A 14,989-nucleotide genomic window follows, 5' to 3' on the forward strand; every position below is an offset into this window, starting at 1 on the left:
GTCAGGTCGTGCCGACGAGGGCATGACGCTTGCGGCCCGCCGAGAGCTTCAATACCCCATCGGGCCCGAGATCGGACGTCGTTACCATCCGGTTTGAATCGGAAATCTTCTGATCGTTCAGCCGCCCGCCCCCGCCGGCGATCAGGCGGCGCGCCTCGCCGTTGCTGCTGGCCAGGCCGGCTTTGCAGAACAGAGCGAATGCAGGAATCCCCGTCTCCAGTTCCGCGCCAGGTACGTCGATTTTTGGCAATGCGTCGCCTGACGTCCCTTCTTCGAATGTCAGGCGTGCGGTCTCCGCCGCTTCGAGGGCCACAGCGTCGCCATGCGCCAAGCGCGTTGCTTCCGTTGCGAGAATCTTTTTTGCCTCGTTTATTTCGTTCCCGCCCAAATGTTCGAGGCGACCGATCTCATCGATCGTGAGGTCGGTGAAGAGGCGAAGGAAACGACCGACATCCGCGTCCTCGGTATTGCGCCAATACTGCCAGTAGTCATATGTGCTCAAACGATCGGCATTGAGCCAAACCGCACCCTGCGCCGTCTTGCCCATTTTTGCGCCGGACGCCGTGGTAATCAGTGGTGACGTAAGGCCGAACAAAGACCGCTGGTCGATCCGTCGTCCAAGTTCGACACCGCTGATGATATTTCCCCATTGGTCCGAACCGCCCATTTGCAAAACGCAATCGTAGCGGCGTGAAAGCTCAAGGAAATCGTAAGCCTGGAGGACCATGTAGTTAAACTCGAGGAAGGTGAGGGGCTGCTCTCGGTCAAGCCGGAGCCTGACGCTATCGAAAGTCAACATCCGGTTGATTGTGAAATAGCCGCCAATTTCGCGCAGGAACGAAACATATCCTAGTCGATCGAGCCATTCCGCATTGTTGACCATGATGGCATCGGTCGGGCCGTCGCCAAACTCCAAGAAGCGCTCGAATATCCGCTTGATGCCGGTCATGTTTCGCGCGATCTCGGTTTCGCTGAGAAGCTTTCGGCTTTCATCCTTTCCCGACGGGTCGCCGATCTTAGTCGTGCCGCCGCCCATAAGGACGATGGGCTTGTGCCCCGAGCGTTGCAGCAGTCGGAGAAGCATGATCGGCACCAGGGAGCCGACATGAAGACTGTCGGCCGTGCAGTCGAAGCCGATATAGGCGGGCAGAGGGCCCTGGTATGCCAGTGAGTCGAGTTCCGCTTCATCCGTGCACTGGTGGATGAACCCACGCTCTTTGACGGCCTGCATGAACTCGGAGCGGAGTTTGGTCATATCAAAGGGCCCCACCTATCAGATCGGTGCCCCAAGGCGGATTCGCATTGGCCATATCGCGTGAGCGGATTCAATCGTCACAAACACCGCCAACCGGCCCGTCGCCGAGACCTCAGGCGGCCGCCGACTTGAGATTGGCGTCAAGGTATTTTTCGACACTTCTGATCAGTTTAGGCATACCGTCGTTGTGAAAGAAGTGGTTCGCTCCCTTGATGGTTTGGTAGTCGATCGTGATTCCCTTTTGAAGCGAAAGCTTGTCGACCAGTTTCTGCACCGATTCCTGGGGCACCAATTCGTCCTGATCGCCTTGCACAATAAGCCCCGACGACGGACACGGGGCGAGAAAGGTGAAATCATAGGTGTGAGCGGGCGGCGCGACCGAAATGAACCCCTCGATCTCGGGACGGCGCATGAGCAGCTGCATGCCGATCCATGCACCGAATGAGAATCCGGTAATCCAACATCCGGCCGCGTTGGCATTTTGGCTTTGTAACCAATCGAGTGCGGAGGCGGCGTCGCTAAGTTCGCCCTCACCACGGTCGAAAACGCCCTGCGAACGGCCGACCCCGCGAAAATTAAAGCGCAAGACCGAAAAGCCGCGGCGCACGAACACGTGATGCAGGTGATAAACCACCTTGTTGTTCATCGTTCCCCCGTGCTCGGGGTGGGGATGGAGCAGCAAGGCGACAGGCGCGCCCGGCTGACGGGCATGGTGATAGCGGCCTTCGATCCGCCCTTCCGGGCCGTTGATGATCACTTCCGGCATAGGTTCCTCGTTGCCCTGATACAGGCGTGTGCCGCGCAGGTTGATCCCCACATGGCGTACGGGAATGGTCGGACGCAGCTCGAATTCCCGGCACCGCCAATCTTGACCGGCGTAGTCGTGCTATCTATATCACGACTCGAAAACGCGGCTGCCAGAGCCGCGTTTATGTCGGTTTCAAAGCTCGGTGCAGCGCTAATATCTCTACGAGAGCCAATTTGTTCAAGCAAATTCGGGACGAGATCGATGGTATGATGAGCCGCGACCCGGCCGCCCGCTCCTGGGTCGAGGTCGTGCTGTGCTATCCCGGATTTCACGCCCTAGTATTGCACCGTGTTGCCCATGCCGCATGGCGTCGTGGGTGGCGGCTGGCGGGACGGTTTATCTCGCAAATTGGCCGTTTTTTCACTGGTATCGAAATTCATCCGGGCGCGCGCATCGGAAAAGGCCTGTTCATTGATCATGGCATGGGCGTCGTCATTGGCGAGACCTCGCAGATCGGGAACAACGTGACCTTGTACCATGGAGTGACGCTCGGCGGCATTGCGCCGTCGGTGGATTCCGATACCCAGCGCGATCGAAAACGGCACCCGACGCTTTGCGACGGGGTTATTGTCGGTTCTGGGGCGCAAATTCTTGGCCCGATCGAGATTGGGGAGGATGCGCGCATTGGCGCCAATTCAGTGGTCGTCAAGGAGGTGCCGGCCGGTGTCACGGTGACCGGAATACCGTCCCGGGTAGTTATGCGGCGCGACAAAAGAGGACAACACCGTTTCGTCGCCTATGGCACCCCGCTCAGCGATTTGCCCGATCCTATGGTTCGCGCCATCGAGGACCTGCGGCACGAAATAAGCGTTCTCCAGGCGCGTCTTGACGCAGCCGAGGCAACCAGTGCCGCCGGCGACAAAGCGGCCGCCAAAGATGCGCAGGTCGGAGGCGAAAAAGCGGCGAGTTGATGCGCCGCCGAGATGGCCCTGATGTGAAGACCGGCCGAACGGTGTCTGTGGCGGTCATCGACCTCGCCCGTGAGGGCGAGAACCGAATCGTGTGCCGCGGCGACACGCCTTCGGGGCGCCGTTCACGGAGAATTTGGGACCAACCTGGCGGTCGAGGTTTTCGTTTCCCAGGTTGGTTATTCATGGCAGATGTTTGCCAGCGGCGCACGGCAGGCAGCCGAATCCAATGCGTCGCCGTAGCCTCGGAGTGAAATCGTGCCGATGCGCGAAAAGCCCATCTATATGGACCACAATGCGACGGTCCCGGTACGGCCGGCGGTTGCTGAGGCGGTTGCGGCCGCGTTTTGCATCGCTGGCAACGCTTCATCGGTGCACAGTTTCGGGCGCGGCGCGCGCAATGCCATAGAGACGGCGCGCGAGCAGGTTGCAAGACTTGTCGGGCTTGCTTCGGCGGACCAGATAGTCTTCACCAGCGGCGGAACCGAGGCGAATAATCTCGCGCTCAAGGGCAGTGGGCGCGATCAGATTCTGGTTTCTGCCATTGAACACGATTCGGTGTTGTCCGCCGCATCGCCGGAACATCATCTGCCGGTCGATGAGTTGGGGAGATGCGAGCTCGATCGGCTTGCGGATAAGGTGGTGCAAGCAGAATCGCCCACTATCGTATCAATCATGCTCGCCAATAATGAGACCGGCGTCGTACAACCCGTGTCGCGGGTCGCCGAAATAGCACACCGCGCCGGCGCCTTGGTGCACAGCGACGCCGTCCAGGCCGCGGGGAAAATGCACATCGATTTCGAAGCCCTCGGGGTCGACATGTTGTCGCTTTCCGCACACAAGATCGGCGGACCCCAGGGGATCGGCGCCCTGGTGGTTCGAGACGATGTCGACCTCAGCCCAACTTCTTTCGGCGGCGGTCAGGAGCGCCGCCGCCGCGCGGGAACGGAGAATTTGCCCGGAATTGTGGGCTTTGGCGTGGCCGCCGAGATCGCCGCTGCGGAGATCCAGGCGTCGCGGCAGCAGGCCAATTGGCGCGATGCGTTGGAAGCGGAGGTGATGAGCTTGGTGCCGGCTGCGCGTATCGCGGGCGACGGCGCCGAACGGCTGCCGAACACGACTTGTCTGATCACCCCGGGCATGTCCGCGGAAACCCAGGTAATGGCGCTCGATCTCGCCGGGATCGCGGTCAGTGCGGGCGCCGCCTGCTCGTCAGGGAAAGTTGCTCCGTCGCATGTTTTGCGTGCCATGGGGTATGACGAGTCCTCTGCCGCAAGCGCCATCCGGATCAGCCTCGGCTGGACATCCAAGCGCAGCGATATCGATCGTTTTGTGAGCGCGTGGCGGGAGCTGGTCGCGCGGACCGGCGGTCTACCGTCGGCGGCATGAGTGGCGGCGATGGAATCCACTAGCGACCGGCCGGTTATCTATCTGGATTATCAGGCGACGACTCCCACCGACCCACGGGTGGTGGCGGCGATGGAGCCGTTTTTCACCAGCCGTTTTGGCAATCCTCATTCGCGCACCCACCGCTTTGGCTGGGAGGCCGAAGAGGCGGTCGAGAATGCACGCGGCCAAGTTGCCGCATTGATTGGAGCGGAACCTCGGGAGATCGTCTTCACGTCCGGTGCCACCGAATCCAACAATTTGGCGATCAAAGGGGTGGCGCGGTTCCATCAGGCGCGCGGCAAATCCCATATCGTCACGATTGCCACCGAGCACAAATGCGTATTGGAGAGCTGCCGCGATCTGGTGAGCGAAGGCATTCGAACCACCTTTCTCCCGGTGCGATCGGATGGTCTGGTCGAGCTGGACGCCTTGGCCGCTGCAATCACGGATGATACGGCATTGGTCTCGATCATGGCTGCCAACAACGAGATCGGGATCGTGCAGCCGGTCGCCCAGATCGGCGAACTTTGTCACGATCGCGGCGTTCTCTTTCATAGCGATGCGGCCCAAGCGGTCGGGAAAATCCCGATCGACGTCGAGGCGATGAAGATCGACCTGCTCAGTATTTCCGGCCATAAGATTTATGGTCCGATGGGGGTCGGCGCCCTTTATGTACGGCGGCGGCCGAGGACCCGTCTAAACCCATTGTTCAGCGGCGGCCGGCAGGAACGCGGGCTTCGTTCCGGAACCTTGCCGACGCCGCTGTGTGTCGGCCTTGGAATGGCGTGCGCGATCGCCGGCGAGGATATGGAAGCCGAGGCAGTCCGGTTGCTGGCTTTGCGTCAGAAACTCTTGCGCGGCCTGGAGGAGATTGGCGGCGTAAGCCTGAACGGTGCGCTAGAGCCAAGACTACCAGGCAATCTGAACGTCAATTTTAGCGGCGTGGCGGCGGAGAGCCTGATGATCGAAGCGGCTTCCATCGCGGTGTCCTCGGGTTCCGCCTGCACGTCGGCGGCCGTCGAGCCGTCGTACGTCTTGTGCGCCCTCGGAATCCCGGACGAACAGGCCCATAGTTCAATTCGGTTTGGAATCGGTCGATTCACCACTGAATCCGAGATCGATGACGCGATCGAGGCGATTTCGATGGCGGTGAAGAAATTGCGCGAAGGCGGCGGTGACGTCGCCGCCGAATGATCCGATCGATTACCGCGTTGAAAATCCACAAACTAGATTCATGGGGCTATCCGGCGGCGGAACAGAAATCGAGCTGATTGATGCCGAAGGTCATTTTCATAAACCGAGACGGGAGCCGCATCGAAGTCGAGGCGGCGGTCGGGTCATCGCTGCTAGACGTCGCCCACCGTCATAGTATCGATATCGAGGGTGCCTGTGAGGGTTCGATGGCCTGCGCGACCTGCCACTTGATCGTCGATCCCAAGGATTTCGATCGGCTTGAGGCGGTATCTGAAGACGAGGAAGATATGCTTGATCTCGCCTTCGGCGTGACCCGGACGTCACGACTCGGTTGTCAGGTGATTGTCACGGAAGCGCTCGATGGGCTTACTGTCAGCTTGCCCAAGGAAATCCGAAACCTCATGGGCTGACATGCCAAAGAACGATGAAGCGTCAAGAGGCGAGGAAATCGTTACCACGACAAATTCGCGTGCGAATTCGCTCTTTTTTCAGCTGCGCGACGCCAACCGGGCGGGCTGGAAAGCGTACGTCGACCATCCATTCTTGCGGCAACTCGCACAGGGAAACCTGCCCGGGTCCGCCTTTCGACACTATCTTGGGCAGGATTATCTATTTCTAGTCCATTTCGCACGGGCCTACGGGCTCGCGATTTAAGAAGCAGCCACTTGGACGACATGCGAAATGCGGCCCAGTCAATGTCGGCCATTCTCGATGTCGAGATGGGTCTGCACATAGAATACTGCGCCAGATGGGGAATAAAGGAAGCCGACCTTCGGGAGCTTGCCGAGGATTCGGCGACGATCGCCTATACCCGATATGTCCTTGAAGTGGGCCTCTCGGGGGACGTTCTCGATCTTCATACCGCCCTGGCCCCGTGCATAGTCGGCTATACGGAAATTGGCGCGTCTCTGGTCGCCGACCCCGCAACGGTCCGCGACGGCAATCCCTATCGCGAGTGGATCGACATGTATGCCGGTGCCGATTAACAAGAGATCGCGGCCGGCCAGATCGCGACGCTCGAGCGCCTGAACGGCAGGCGCGGCGGGCCGGCGCGGCGCCCCGCCTCGATCAAGGTTTTCGGCGAAGCGACGCGGTTGGAAGCCGCGTTTTGGCAGATGGGACTCGACGCCGTGAATTGATGCGGACCTACAACGGATTCCAGCTGTGATCGGGGCCGAAGTGCAAATAGCCGACATTGACGCCCAGTCGCAGGCCGACGCCAGTGGTGATCGGCGCCAAGACCAGATTCCCGGTCTGCAGATAAGAGACACTCACGCCGCCGATCAAATAGGCGCTGCCGTCGGCGCCGGGGATGCGTTGATATAACTGGTCGGTGTTCTGCAATCGGTAGATGAGGATGAAAACTTTTGATGCGTCGCCGCCGAGATCGAAGCCGATCGAGGGGCCCTGCCAGTAGATTTTCGAAAGGTCGAACCGCTTGCGGGTCAGAACGCCGTTGCCATAGCGCAGGCCGATGCCGATCGCGCCGCTCGCCTCCTCGCCGGTAATATAGGCATTGGGCCGGCCGTTATCCTCGAACGCCTTGGCGATCGCATTCGCCAGATCCCGCGAACTGCTCGCGAAGAACCCGCTTGCGGCTTGGAATATTTCGTCTTGTGAATACTCGTCGGAGGCATCGGCAAGCGCGGCCCCCGAGGGCGAAAGCGACAGGACAAGGATGAGCGCGGCGAGTAGGTTTTTCATTTGTGGCTCCAGAATTTGAGTCGCCGAACTATGCCGACTATCGCCTTCGGGGTCCAATGACATTGTTCGTCATACCGGGTACTTGCCGCGCCTGTTCGATTGTCTATATTCCGCCTCATGAATCCCATTGTTTCGAATAGAAGCCCGCGAGATACCAGGGTCGTCGTGGCGATGTCGGGCGGGGTCGACAGCTCCGTCGCCGCCGCGATGCTGGCGGAGCAGGGATATGACGTGGTCGGTATCACCTTGCAGCTCTACGACCACGGTGCCGCGGTCAAGCGCAAGAACGCTTGCTGTGCTGGCCAGGACATTCATGATGCCCGGCGGGTCGCCGCTCGCCTCGGGGTGCCCCATTACGTGCTCGACTACGAATCCCGCTTTCGCGACCAGGTTATCGATGATTTCATCGACAGTTATGTCGTCGGCGAGACTCCAATACCCTGCGTTCGGTGCAACCAGACGGTCAAATTCACCGATCTCCTGGCAACCGCCCGCGATCTCGGTGCGGAGGCCTTGGCGACCGGGCACTATGCGCGACGGGTCGATGGCACTGTCGGCGTCGAACTTCATCGCGCCGTCGACCTGGCGCGGGATCAGAGCTATTTCCTGTTCGCCACGACCCGCGACCAGGTCGAATTTCTCCGATTTCCCCTCGGCGACTTGACCAAGGCGGAGACACGGGACCTGGCGGCCCGCTATGACCTGCCGGTGGCGGCCAAGCCGGACAGTCAGGACGTTTGTTTTGTGCCCAATGGAGGCTATGCCGACTTGGTCGCGAAACTGCGGCCGGGATCGATCGAGCCCGGAGACATTGTGGATCTTGACGGTACTGTGATCGGCCGTCACGACGGGGTGATCAACTTTACGGTTGGCCAACGCCGCGGCCTCAACGTTGGCGGGACGGCGGAGCCGCTGTATGTGGTGCGAATCGATCCGGAAAATCACCGTATCGTCGCCGGACCGCGATCCGCGTTGGCCGTCGAAGAGATTGTCGTGGACTCGGTCAACTGGTTGGGACCGACAGAACTCGGGGGCGAAACCCATTCGGTCAATGTCAAGATCCGGTCGCAAATGGCGCCGGTCGAAGCGACGGTAACGGGTCTCTCCGGTGCCCGCGCCCGCATTGCGTTCCGACACCCGCAATATGGCGTTTCACCGGGCCAAGCCGGTGTGTTCTACGATGGCAGCCGAATTTTGGGCGGCGGTTGGATCGCCCGGGGACCGGCGGCATTGCTCGCTAAGCCAGGCGCTCTTGCAGCCAGTCCATCAGTTGGTATCGCCAGTAGGTGATCTGGACCGCCGCGGTGCCGATCGGACCACCGTTCCAGGTCAAGCCGAATGGCGAAAAAAGGCGGTAGCGGTCATCGTTCTCGGCGATCGCCGTGGCGATGAGGTGACCGCAAATCGCCGTCGTATTGACGCCATGGCCGCCAAAGCCGGAGCAATACCAGGAACGGTCGTCGAGGCGCCCCAATTGCGGCATCATGTGGGTGGCATACCCGACGAGCCCCGACCAGGCGGCGGCGATCCGCAAGCAATTCAATTGCGGATAGACCGAGCGGATATCGTTGAGCAGGAGATCTGCCAGGTGTGATGGCCGCGATGTCTTTGTGGTGATACGGCCACCCCAGAGCAGGCGGCCATCACTCAGGATTCTGTAGTAATCCGATGCTCGTCGATTATCGATAACAGCGGCTGCCGTCCGCACCACATCGCTTACTTGTTTCGCCGCCGGTTCGGTCACCACGACATAGGTCGCGATCGGCAATATTGAGCGACTCAGACGTCGGTTCAGCGGTCCGGTATAGCCGCCGCACGCATAAACGATCTCGCGGGCGGTGACGATGCCGGTTGGGGTTCGCACTTCCACCGCGGCGCCGTCGTCGTTGTTGGCCAACGCGGGACTTTCCTCGAACAGCTGTCCGCCTTGGCGATCGATTTCTTCGGCGAGAGCTCGGGCATAGTTAAGCGGATGAAAGTGGAAGGACGAGCGATCGAACAGCGCTTGATAGTATCTCTCGGTCTGCAGCAACTGCCGTACCTTTGAGGTCGGCCAAACCTCGACCTCGTGGCCGAATTTGCCCGACAACAACTCCTGTTCCCGTGTCAGACCGTCGGCGTCATCGTATCTAATCACATTGATCAATCCGCTTTCGATCATGTCGGCGTGCTCGATACCGAGCACCCGAATCGTGTTACGGACGAAGGAAACACCCTGCATGGACAGTCGATAGAGGGATACGGCATCGTCGAGCCCGACCTTGCGAACAATGTTCGTCAGTCCGAGCGCGAACCCGGGCGAGACGATGCCGCCGTTTCGGCCGGACGCGCCCCAGCCGACGCGATTGGCTTCCAAAACCGCGACCGAACGGCCCCGGCGCTGCAATTCGAGTGCCGTCGTCAACCCCGCCAGTCCGCCGCCGACGATGCATACATCGACGGCGACCCGTCCGGTCAGCGGTGGCCAACGCCGGTCGTCGGCCAAGGTGCGTAGGTAGTAGCTATCGACGTAGTCCCGCATGCGACCGGACCCTTCAACCATCTACGTCGCACGCAGTGACCTCGGGACGACGTTTTCCTTGCGAAGAATGTATCCGAGTGTCTGTGCCCTGCTAAATGTGAAATTGGTGCAGAGCAGGGCGTCTTTGTGGCGACGTTGGGGCGGGCCGGCACGGCCCGTTTCGGCGGCTGATGCGCCGGCTATTGTTCAAGCGCCAAACAATTGGATAGTGATTCGGCTAACGCCATCATCGCCATCGTGTAGGCTTCGGGGCCGGCTTGGATGTCTGCACCCAAAGGGTCGGCCGTTCCGATTCTAACCGGCATGCCCGCGACAATTGTTTCGACTATTCGCCGCGGAAATTGCGGTTCGATAAGTACGCATACGACGTCGCCGGCCTTCAATCGATCGCGAATCGTTGAAATTCGATGGGCTCCAGGCGGGTGGTCCGGGCTGACCGTGACCGAGCCCGCCACCGATAAGTCGTAGCGATCCTCGAAGTACCGATAGGCATCATGAAATACCAAGAACGAGCGGGTCTTGACCGGTGCCAGAAGTCCATCGATCACGCGATCCATGGCTTCGATTTCTTTCATACGGCGGTCTGCGTTGACGGCATAGACGTCCGCATTCGAGGGGTCGATGCGGGCCAGAGCCTCGGCAATAGCGGCAATAATGGCGCGCGCATTTCCCGGGTCGAGCCAGAGGTGGAGGTTGGCGTGTTCCGGGCTCAGAGTCTCGGTCGATCCGGCGTCGATTATCTCGGTCGCGCCGGTGTGGCCGTCCTCGTCGCCGTGGAGTTTTGGCGGGTGGTCATGTGTTTCCCAAACTCCGCCGACCCGCAAGGGTAGCAATGTCGTGCCATCGATCATCGCCGCTTCGATGATTTCCGTGGCCTGCGGCAACGATGCCAACGGCTTGGCGAGGAAAGATTCCATGCCGGCGCCGATCCAGACCACGAGGTCGGCGGAATTCAGGGCCCGGGCATCCGATGGACGTAGGCTGTAGGCATGGGGCGAGCCAATGCCGTCGATCAGCAGGGCGGGCTCGCCGACACCATCCATAACACCGGCGACAAGGGCGTGCAGGGGCTTGATGCTCGCCACGACCCGGGGCGCATCCGCATCGGCCTCGCCCGCACATACGAGGCCAACGATCGTTGCAGCCAAAATCGCGCCGCAATGGCGGGCCGGGTTCGACGCCAAGACTCGTGGTCAGTGTCGCGGGGCGGGTGCGCCGCGCTTGTCGCTGGGGCGCCGTCCGCCCCAATTGACCGGCCGCATTTGACAGACTCCACCCATGCTGTGCGCGAGATAAGAGAGATAAAGTGTTACAATATAACATTGCATAGTCAAGGCCTGGTGACCGCCGTACGGGGCATTGTTTCCTGCGTGCCGCTGCCGGGCAATCGAGCCAAGGTGATGCCGCCGACGGACTGGTCGTGAGTGGCGAGGGGAGTGCCGACAGTCCTCGCGGGGCTTGAACGGACGCTCGGTTCGCCGTATATCCTCGGCACCCTGGGGCGGAGTAGCTCAGCTGGTTAGAGCAGCGGAATCATAATCCGCGTGTCGGGGGTTCGAGTCCCTCCTCCGCTACCAACCATTTCAATGACTTAGCTTAATTCTGCTTAGTATTTGAGCTTTTCATGGTGAGCCTTTCACAGTTCATTCGACGATCGCACCATTCAGATTGAATGCATGCGGAAACAAGGCGGCCATGAAACGAAAAACGATTCGCTTTGCCGCCTTTCTATTGAAGGCGTCACTGTGGAGGAAGAAATCGGTCCACATTCCCTCTAGCAAAGCAATCGTGCCATTCATCGCATCGCGGGCGATCACGGCGCGCTTTTTGTTTTCACCCGATAATTGACAACAGGCTTCGAAGATCATGTCGCGCAATGCGTCGTCGCGGGTGTCGGAGTAGATCATGAAGGCGTTCTGCGACCGGGCCTCGCTGCGGATAGCGTGCCAGATGTTGACCCAACGGCGATTGAGGATTTGCTCGCTGAGGTCGGCGGCGACAATGGTTTCGAGCTTCTGCTGTGGAAGTGGCCCGGCCTGCGCAAGAAAGCAATCGAGCTTCGCATAATATTGGCGGCTCATATCCCTGGCCACTTCGACCAGAAGTGCGTCTTTGCTGTCAAAATGAAGGTGGACCATTCCCCGGGATAGTCCGGCCTTTTCGATGATTCGCGTCACCGACGTATTGGTGATTCCGTTCTCGGCGATGATATCGGCCGCGGCCTCGACCAGCATCTGGCGATGCTTGGTCTTCTTCAGCACCCGGGTTTGAACTTTGCTCGTCATTGCAACCTGCCATTGACCTGTCCACGCGTTTCAGATTAGATTAAAATGGACGGTTGTCCATTTTTTATGTTGGATGGGTTGCAAGCACGATCCCGCATCCTCATCGTTGAACAGGCCCGGGCATGGCGATAGCGCTAAAGTCGGATACCGCGAAAGGCTACGCGCTCAGTGCGCCGGCGGTCCTTTACGTCGGATTCCTGATCGTTGTTCCCCTGTTCCTGATGACGGCGACCAGTTTCTGGACACAGGACTATGTCGATATCAATCGTGATCTGACCCTGGCCAACTATCGGGAGGCCCTCAGCGACCCCCTTATCCACCTCCTCCTCGTGCGTTCGGTGGTGATCGCCGGTCTGGTGACGTTGCTGACTGTGTTGCTGGCCTATCCGATCGCCTACTTCATCGCCTTCAAGACCGAGCGCAAAGCCCTGTGGCTGATGCTGGTGACGATTCCGTTCTGGAGCAGCTACCTGCTGCGGGTCTTCGCGTGGAAACTGATACTGGGCTTTAACGGAGTGCTGAACAGCGGGCTCTTGATGCTCGGTCTGATTGATGAACCGCTGACCTTCATTCTCTACAATCCCAACGCAGTCGTGCTGACCCTCGCCCATGCCTGGGCGCCCTTCGCCATTCTGCCGATCTATGTCTCCCTGCAGAAAATCGACCCCAGCCTACTAGAGGCCGCGACTGACCTGGGAAATACCGTAATTGATCGATTCCTCAGGGTGACATTGCCGCTGTCCATTCCTGGCGTGATCGCGGCTAGCCTGATCATCTTCATTCCCACCGTGGGAGACTATGTTACGCCGTCACTGGTGGGCGGCTCGGACGGCAAGATGATCGCCAACATGATCCAGGTTCAATTCGGTGCCGCCAACGATTGGCCGATGGGAGCGGCGCTGTCGATCATTGCCATGCTGGTCGTCATGTTCGTGGCCATCGTCTTCGTGATCGCCATGCGTAGCGGCGGGAGTCGAATCCGGTGAGCGCTCGCGGCACAGCTTTCTCCGGCCTCAAGACCTATGCCGGTCTTTATCTGGTGTTTCTCTATCTGCCGGTGCTGTTTCTTCCGGTCTTTTCGTTCAATGACGGAACGATTGTTGCCTTTCCCCTGACCGGCTTCACCTTCAAATGGTACGGCGAGTTGGCGAAGGCGGACGCGATGCTCAGCGCGCTGGTCAACTCTCTGATCGTCGGACTAACGACGGCGGTCGTTAGCACGGGCATCGGCCTGTTCGCCGCCCGCGCCTTCACCCGGCACAGCTTCTTCGGCCGCGGTCCGGCGGAGGGCTTCGTCATGCTGCCGCTGGTCATTCCCGGCATTATTGTGGCGTCCTCTATGCTGGTGCTTTTCATAGGCATAGGTCTTCAACCCTCTCTCGTCACCATTATCCTCGGACATGTTTTTCTGGCTCTGCCATTTTCCGTAGCGATCATGAAATCTTCGTTCGACCAGTTCGATCAGTCGTTGGAAGAGGCGGCTTACGATCTGGGCGAAACCGTGATCGGCACGTTCAGAAGAGTGACGTTGCCGATCATCGCGCCGGGTATTGTCGCGAGCATTTTGGTCACCTTTACGGTGTCATTCGACGAGTTTGTGCTGGCTTTTTTCCTCTCTGGTAATCAGCCGACGCTTCCGGTCTATATCTGGAGCCAGATCCGCTTTCCGGCTAAATTGCCCAACACCCTCGCGCTTGGCTCCCTGTTGTTGCTGGGTTCAATCTTGCTACTGCTGGTGGCGGAATATTTCCGCCGTAAGACAGATCGCTCCTCAGGCTCGATCTAAAGGAATACGCTCGTGCAAAACGGTAATCCGATTGTTGTTTTGAAAGACGTCGAAAAGCGGTTCGGCAGCTTTGTTGCCGTGAGCGATCTCGATTTGGAACTCGATCAGGGGGAGTTTTTTTCCCTGCTCGGCCCATCCGGCTGTGGAAAAACCACGGCATTGCGCATGGTCGCGGGATTCTTGGAACCCGATGAGGGAGAGATTTTGATCGACGGGATGTCCATGCGTGACGTTCCCGCCAATCAGCGCCCCACCAATATGGTGTTCCAGAGCTATGCGATCTTTCCCCACCTCAACGTCGCCGACAATGTTGCTTTCGGTCTGCGAAAAAAGGGGTTGAGTGGCGAGCAGATCCGCAAGGAAGTCGGCGAGGCGCTGGAGATGGTTGAACTGCCCGGCCTTCAGGACCGCAAGGCGGATCAGTTGTCCGGCGGCCAGCGCCAGCGCGTTGCGCTGGCCCGAGCGCTGGTCATGCGCCCCAAGGTTCTGCTGCTAGATGAACCCCTGTCCGCACTCGACAAGAGATTGCGCGAGACCATGCAGTTGGAACTGAGACGCCTGCAGCGTTCGGTTGGCATCACCTTCGTCATGGTCACCCACGACCAATACGAAGCGATGACCATGTCCGACCGAATCGGAGTGATGTTTGACGGCAAGTTGTCGCAGGTCGACACGCCCGAAAACATGTACAGCTCTCCGATAGACCGCGAAGTCGCCTCGTTCATCGGTGGCATGAATTTTGTGAAAGCAAAGCTTCAGTCGAAGAAATCCGATGAGCTCGAAGTTGACGCAACCGGTTTCGGTTCCCTGAAGGTCATACCAAATCCGTATGGCATCGAACCGGGGCCACAAATGCTGATGGGAATCAGGCCCGAGCAGCTTGAGATCGCCTCGAAAGAACCACCCGCATGCGATGTTGTGGTAAAGGGCAAGGTCGCCGATGTGGCCTTCTATGGCGAGAATATCCAGTATTTTGTCGGCATCGACGGCCTGGACGAGCCGTGTGTTGTCGTGGTCACCAACTACTTCCACCACGTCGACCATCGGGTAGGCGATGACGTCTGGGTCGGCTTCCAAAATTCGTCCGTTATTGATCTCGGCCAGTATCAGGAAACCAAAGGGTCGGGGTCTTAATCCCA

The 14,989-nt window shown here is 59.4% G+C and carries 14 protein-coding genes, 1 tRNA gene and 1 pseudogene; 10 read left to right on the forward strand and 6 right to left on the reverse strand.

The genetic code is table 11. From position 1 onward, the window contains the following. Position 1: 1 nt before the first annotated feature. Together GY791_03190 and GY791_03195 are read right to left on the reverse strand one after the other, a co-directional pair. Positions 2 to 1,255 carry a tyrosine--tRNA ligase gene (locus tag GY791_03190; GenBank protein MCP4327429.1) on the reverse strand — a complete coding sequence of 418 codons (1,254 nt, stop codon included), beginning with the start codon at positions 1,253 to 1,255 and terminating at the stop codon, positions 2 to 4. 112 nt (positions 1,256 to 1,367) lie between these two features. Beyond that, the gene (locus tag GY791_03195) at positions 1,368 to 2,021 is read right to left on the reverse strand and encodes an alpha/beta hydrolase (protein MCP4327430.1); all 654 of its coding nucleotides are present in this window, start codon (positions 2,019 to 2,021) and stop codon (positions 1,368 to 1,370) included. Between the two features lie 197 nt (positions 2,022 to 2,218). On the opposite strand from GY791_03195, the gene cysE reads away from it, so the two are divergent. The 5 genes and pseudogenes from cysE (at position 2,219) to tenA (ending at position 6,693) form a co-directional block, all read left to right on the forward strand. After that, positions 2,219 to 2,974 carry a serine O-acetyltransferase gene (gene cysE, locus GY791_03200; GenBank protein ID MCP4327431.1) on the forward strand — a complete coding sequence of 252 codons (756 nt, stop codon included), beginning with the start codon at positions 2,219 to 2,221 and terminating at the stop codon, positions 2,972 to 2,974. Between the two features lie 261 nt (positions 2,975 to 3,235). Continuing rightward, a complete protein-coding gene (locus GY791_03205; GenBank protein MCP4327432.1) occupies positions 3,236 to 4,360 on the forward strand; it encodes a cysteine desulfurase in 1,125 nt (374 codons plus the stop codon). 9 nt (positions 4,361 to 4,369) lie between these two features. Beyond that, positions 4,370 to 5,554, forward strand: a complete 1,185-nt coding sequence (locus tag GY791_03210; GenBank protein MCP4327433.1) for an IscS subfamily cysteine desulfurase — start codon at positions 4,370 to 4,372, stop codon at positions 5,552 to 5,554. 80 nt (positions 5,555 to 5,634) lie between these two features. Further along, the gene (locus tag GY791_03215; GenBank protein ID MCP4327434.1) at positions 5,635 to 5,964 is read left to right on the forward strand and encodes a 2Fe-2S iron-sulfur cluster binding domain-containing protein; all 330 of its coding nucleotides are present in this window, start codon (positions 5,635 to 5,637) and stop codon (positions 5,962 to 5,964) included. Between the two features lies 1 nt (position 5,965). Next, positions 5,966 to 6,693 (forward strand): annotated as a pseudogene (gene tenA, locus GY791_03220) (thiaminase II). 7 nt (positions 6,694 to 6,700) lie between these two features. Here the strand turns inward: tenA and GY791_03225 are convergent. Beyond that, a complete protein-coding gene (locus tag GY791_03225) occupies positions 6,701 to 7,258 on the reverse strand; it encodes a DUF1134 domain-containing protein (protein ID MCP4327435.1) in 558 nt (185 codons plus the stop codon). Between the two features lie 117 nt (positions 7,259 to 7,375). Here GY791_03225 and mnmA point away from each other — a divergent pair, with 117 nt between their 5' ends. Continuing rightward, positions 7,376 to 8,548 (forward strand): tRNA 2-thiouridine(34) synthase MnmA, encoded by a 1,173-nt coding sequence (mnmA, locus tag GY791_03230; protein ID MCP4327436.1) that lies wholly within the window; start codon positions 7,376 to 7,378, stop codon positions 8,546 to 8,548. Here mnmA and GY791_03235 read toward each other — a convergent pair. Together GY791_03235 and GY791_03240 are read right to left on the reverse strand one after the other, a co-directional pair. After that, positions 8,496 to 9,779, reverse strand: a complete 1,284-nt coding sequence (locus GY791_03235) for an FAD-binding oxidoreductase (GenBank protein ID MCP4327437.1) — start codon at positions 9,777 to 9,779, stop codon at positions 8,496 to 8,498. The genes mnmA and GY791_03235 overlap by 53 nt on opposite strands. Positions 9,780 to 9,958: 179 nt before the next feature. Continuing rightward, positions 9,959 to 10,927: a zinc ABC transporter solute-binding protein gene (locus tag GY791_03240; GenBank protein ID MCP4327438.1), complete on the reverse strand. Its 969-nt coding sequence runs from the start codon at positions 10,925 to 10,927 to the stop codon at positions 9,959 to 9,961. A 352-nt stretch (positions 10,928 to 11,279) separates the two neighbouring features. Between GY791_03240 and GY791_03245 the strand changes: the two genes are divergently transcribed. After that, positions 11,280 to 11,356 (forward strand) — tRNA-Met (locus GY791_03245). A 66-nt stretch (positions 11,357 to 11,422) separates the two neighbouring features. Here GY791_03245 and GY791_03250 read toward each other — a convergent pair. After that, positions 11,423 to 12,064, reverse strand: coding sequence for a TetR family transcriptional regulator (locus GY791_03250; protein ID MCP4327439.1), 642 nt, complete (start codon positions 12,062 to 12,064; stop codon positions 11,423 to 11,425). A gap of 122 nt (positions 12,065 to 12,186) precedes the next feature. Here GY791_03250 and GY791_03255 point away from each other — a divergent pair, with 122 nt between their 5' ends. From GY791_03255 to GY791_03265, 3 genes are read left to right on the forward strand one after another with little or no spacing between them, the layout of a single operon-like run. Then, the gene (locus GY791_03255; protein ID MCP4327440.1) at positions 12,187 to 13,050 is read left to right on the forward strand and encodes an ABC transporter permease; all 864 of its coding nucleotides are present in this window, start codon (positions 12,187 to 12,189) and stop codon (positions 13,048 to 13,050) included. Continuing rightward, positions 13,047 to 13,850 carry an ABC transporter permease gene (locus GY791_03260; protein MCP4327441.1) on the forward strand — a complete coding sequence of 268 codons (804 nt, stop codon included), beginning with the start codon at positions 13,047 to 13,049 and terminating at the stop codon, positions 13,848 to 13,850. The genes GY791_03255 and GY791_03260 overlap by 4 nt, the downstream gene beginning before the upstream one ends. Before the next feature lie 12 nt (positions 13,851 to 13,862). Continuing rightward, the gene (locus GY791_03265) at positions 13,863 to 14,984 is read left to right on the forward strand and encodes an ABC transporter ATP-binding protein (protein MCP4327442.1); all 1,122 of its coding nucleotides are present in this window, start codon (positions 13,863 to 13,865) and stop codon (positions 14,982 to 14,984) included. Positions 14,985 to 14,989: the final 5 nt, after the last annotated feature.

It is taken from the genome of Alphaproteobacteria bacterium (assembly GCA_024244705.1).
Lineage (GTDB): Bacteria > Pseudomonadota > Alphaproteobacteria > JAAEOK01 > JAAEOK01 > JAAEOK01.

Excerpts from the sequence above, each read along its gene's own strand:
- GY791_03255 (MCP4327440.1), top strand. The coding sequence starts at position 12,187 with ATGGCGATAGCGCTAAAGTCGGATACCGCGAAAGGCTACGCGCTCAGT.
- GY791_03215 (MCP4327434.1), top strand. The coding sequence starts at position 5,635 with ATGCCGAAGGTCATTTTCATAAACCGAGACGGGAGCCGCATCGAAGTC.
- GY791_03205 (MCP4327432.1), top strand. The coding sequence starts at position 3,236 with ATGCGCGAAAAGCCCATCTATATGGACCACAATGCGACGGTCCCGGTA.
- GY791_03190 (MCP4327429.1), bottom strand. The coding sequence starts at position 1,255 with ATGACCAAACTCCGCTCCGAGTTCATGCAGGCCGTCAAAGAGCGTGGG.
- GY791_03250 (MCP4327439.1), bottom strand. The coding sequence starts at position 12,064 with ATGACGAGCAAAGTTCAAACCCGGGTGCTGAAGAAGACCAAGCATCGC.
- mnmA (MCP4327436.1), top strand. The coding sequence starts at position 7,376 with ATGAATCCCATTGTTTCGAATAGAAGCCCGCGAGATACCAGGGTCGTC.
- GY791_03225 (MCP4327435.1), bottom strand. The coding sequence starts at position 7,258 with ATGAAAAACCTACTCGCCGCGCTCATCCTTGTCCTGTCGCTTTCGCCC.
- GY791_03195 (MCP4327430.1), bottom strand. The coding sequence starts at position 2,021 with ATGCCGGAAGTGATCATCAACGGCCCGGAAGGGCGGATCGAAGGCCGC.
- GY791_03210 (MCP4327433.1), top strand. The coding sequence starts at position 4,370 with ATGGAATCCACTAGCGACCGGCCGGTTATCTATCTGGATTATCAGGCG.
- GY791_03235 (MCP4327437.1), bottom strand. The coding sequence starts at position 9,779 with ATGCGGGACTACGTCGATAGCTACTACCTACGCACCTTGGCCGACGAC.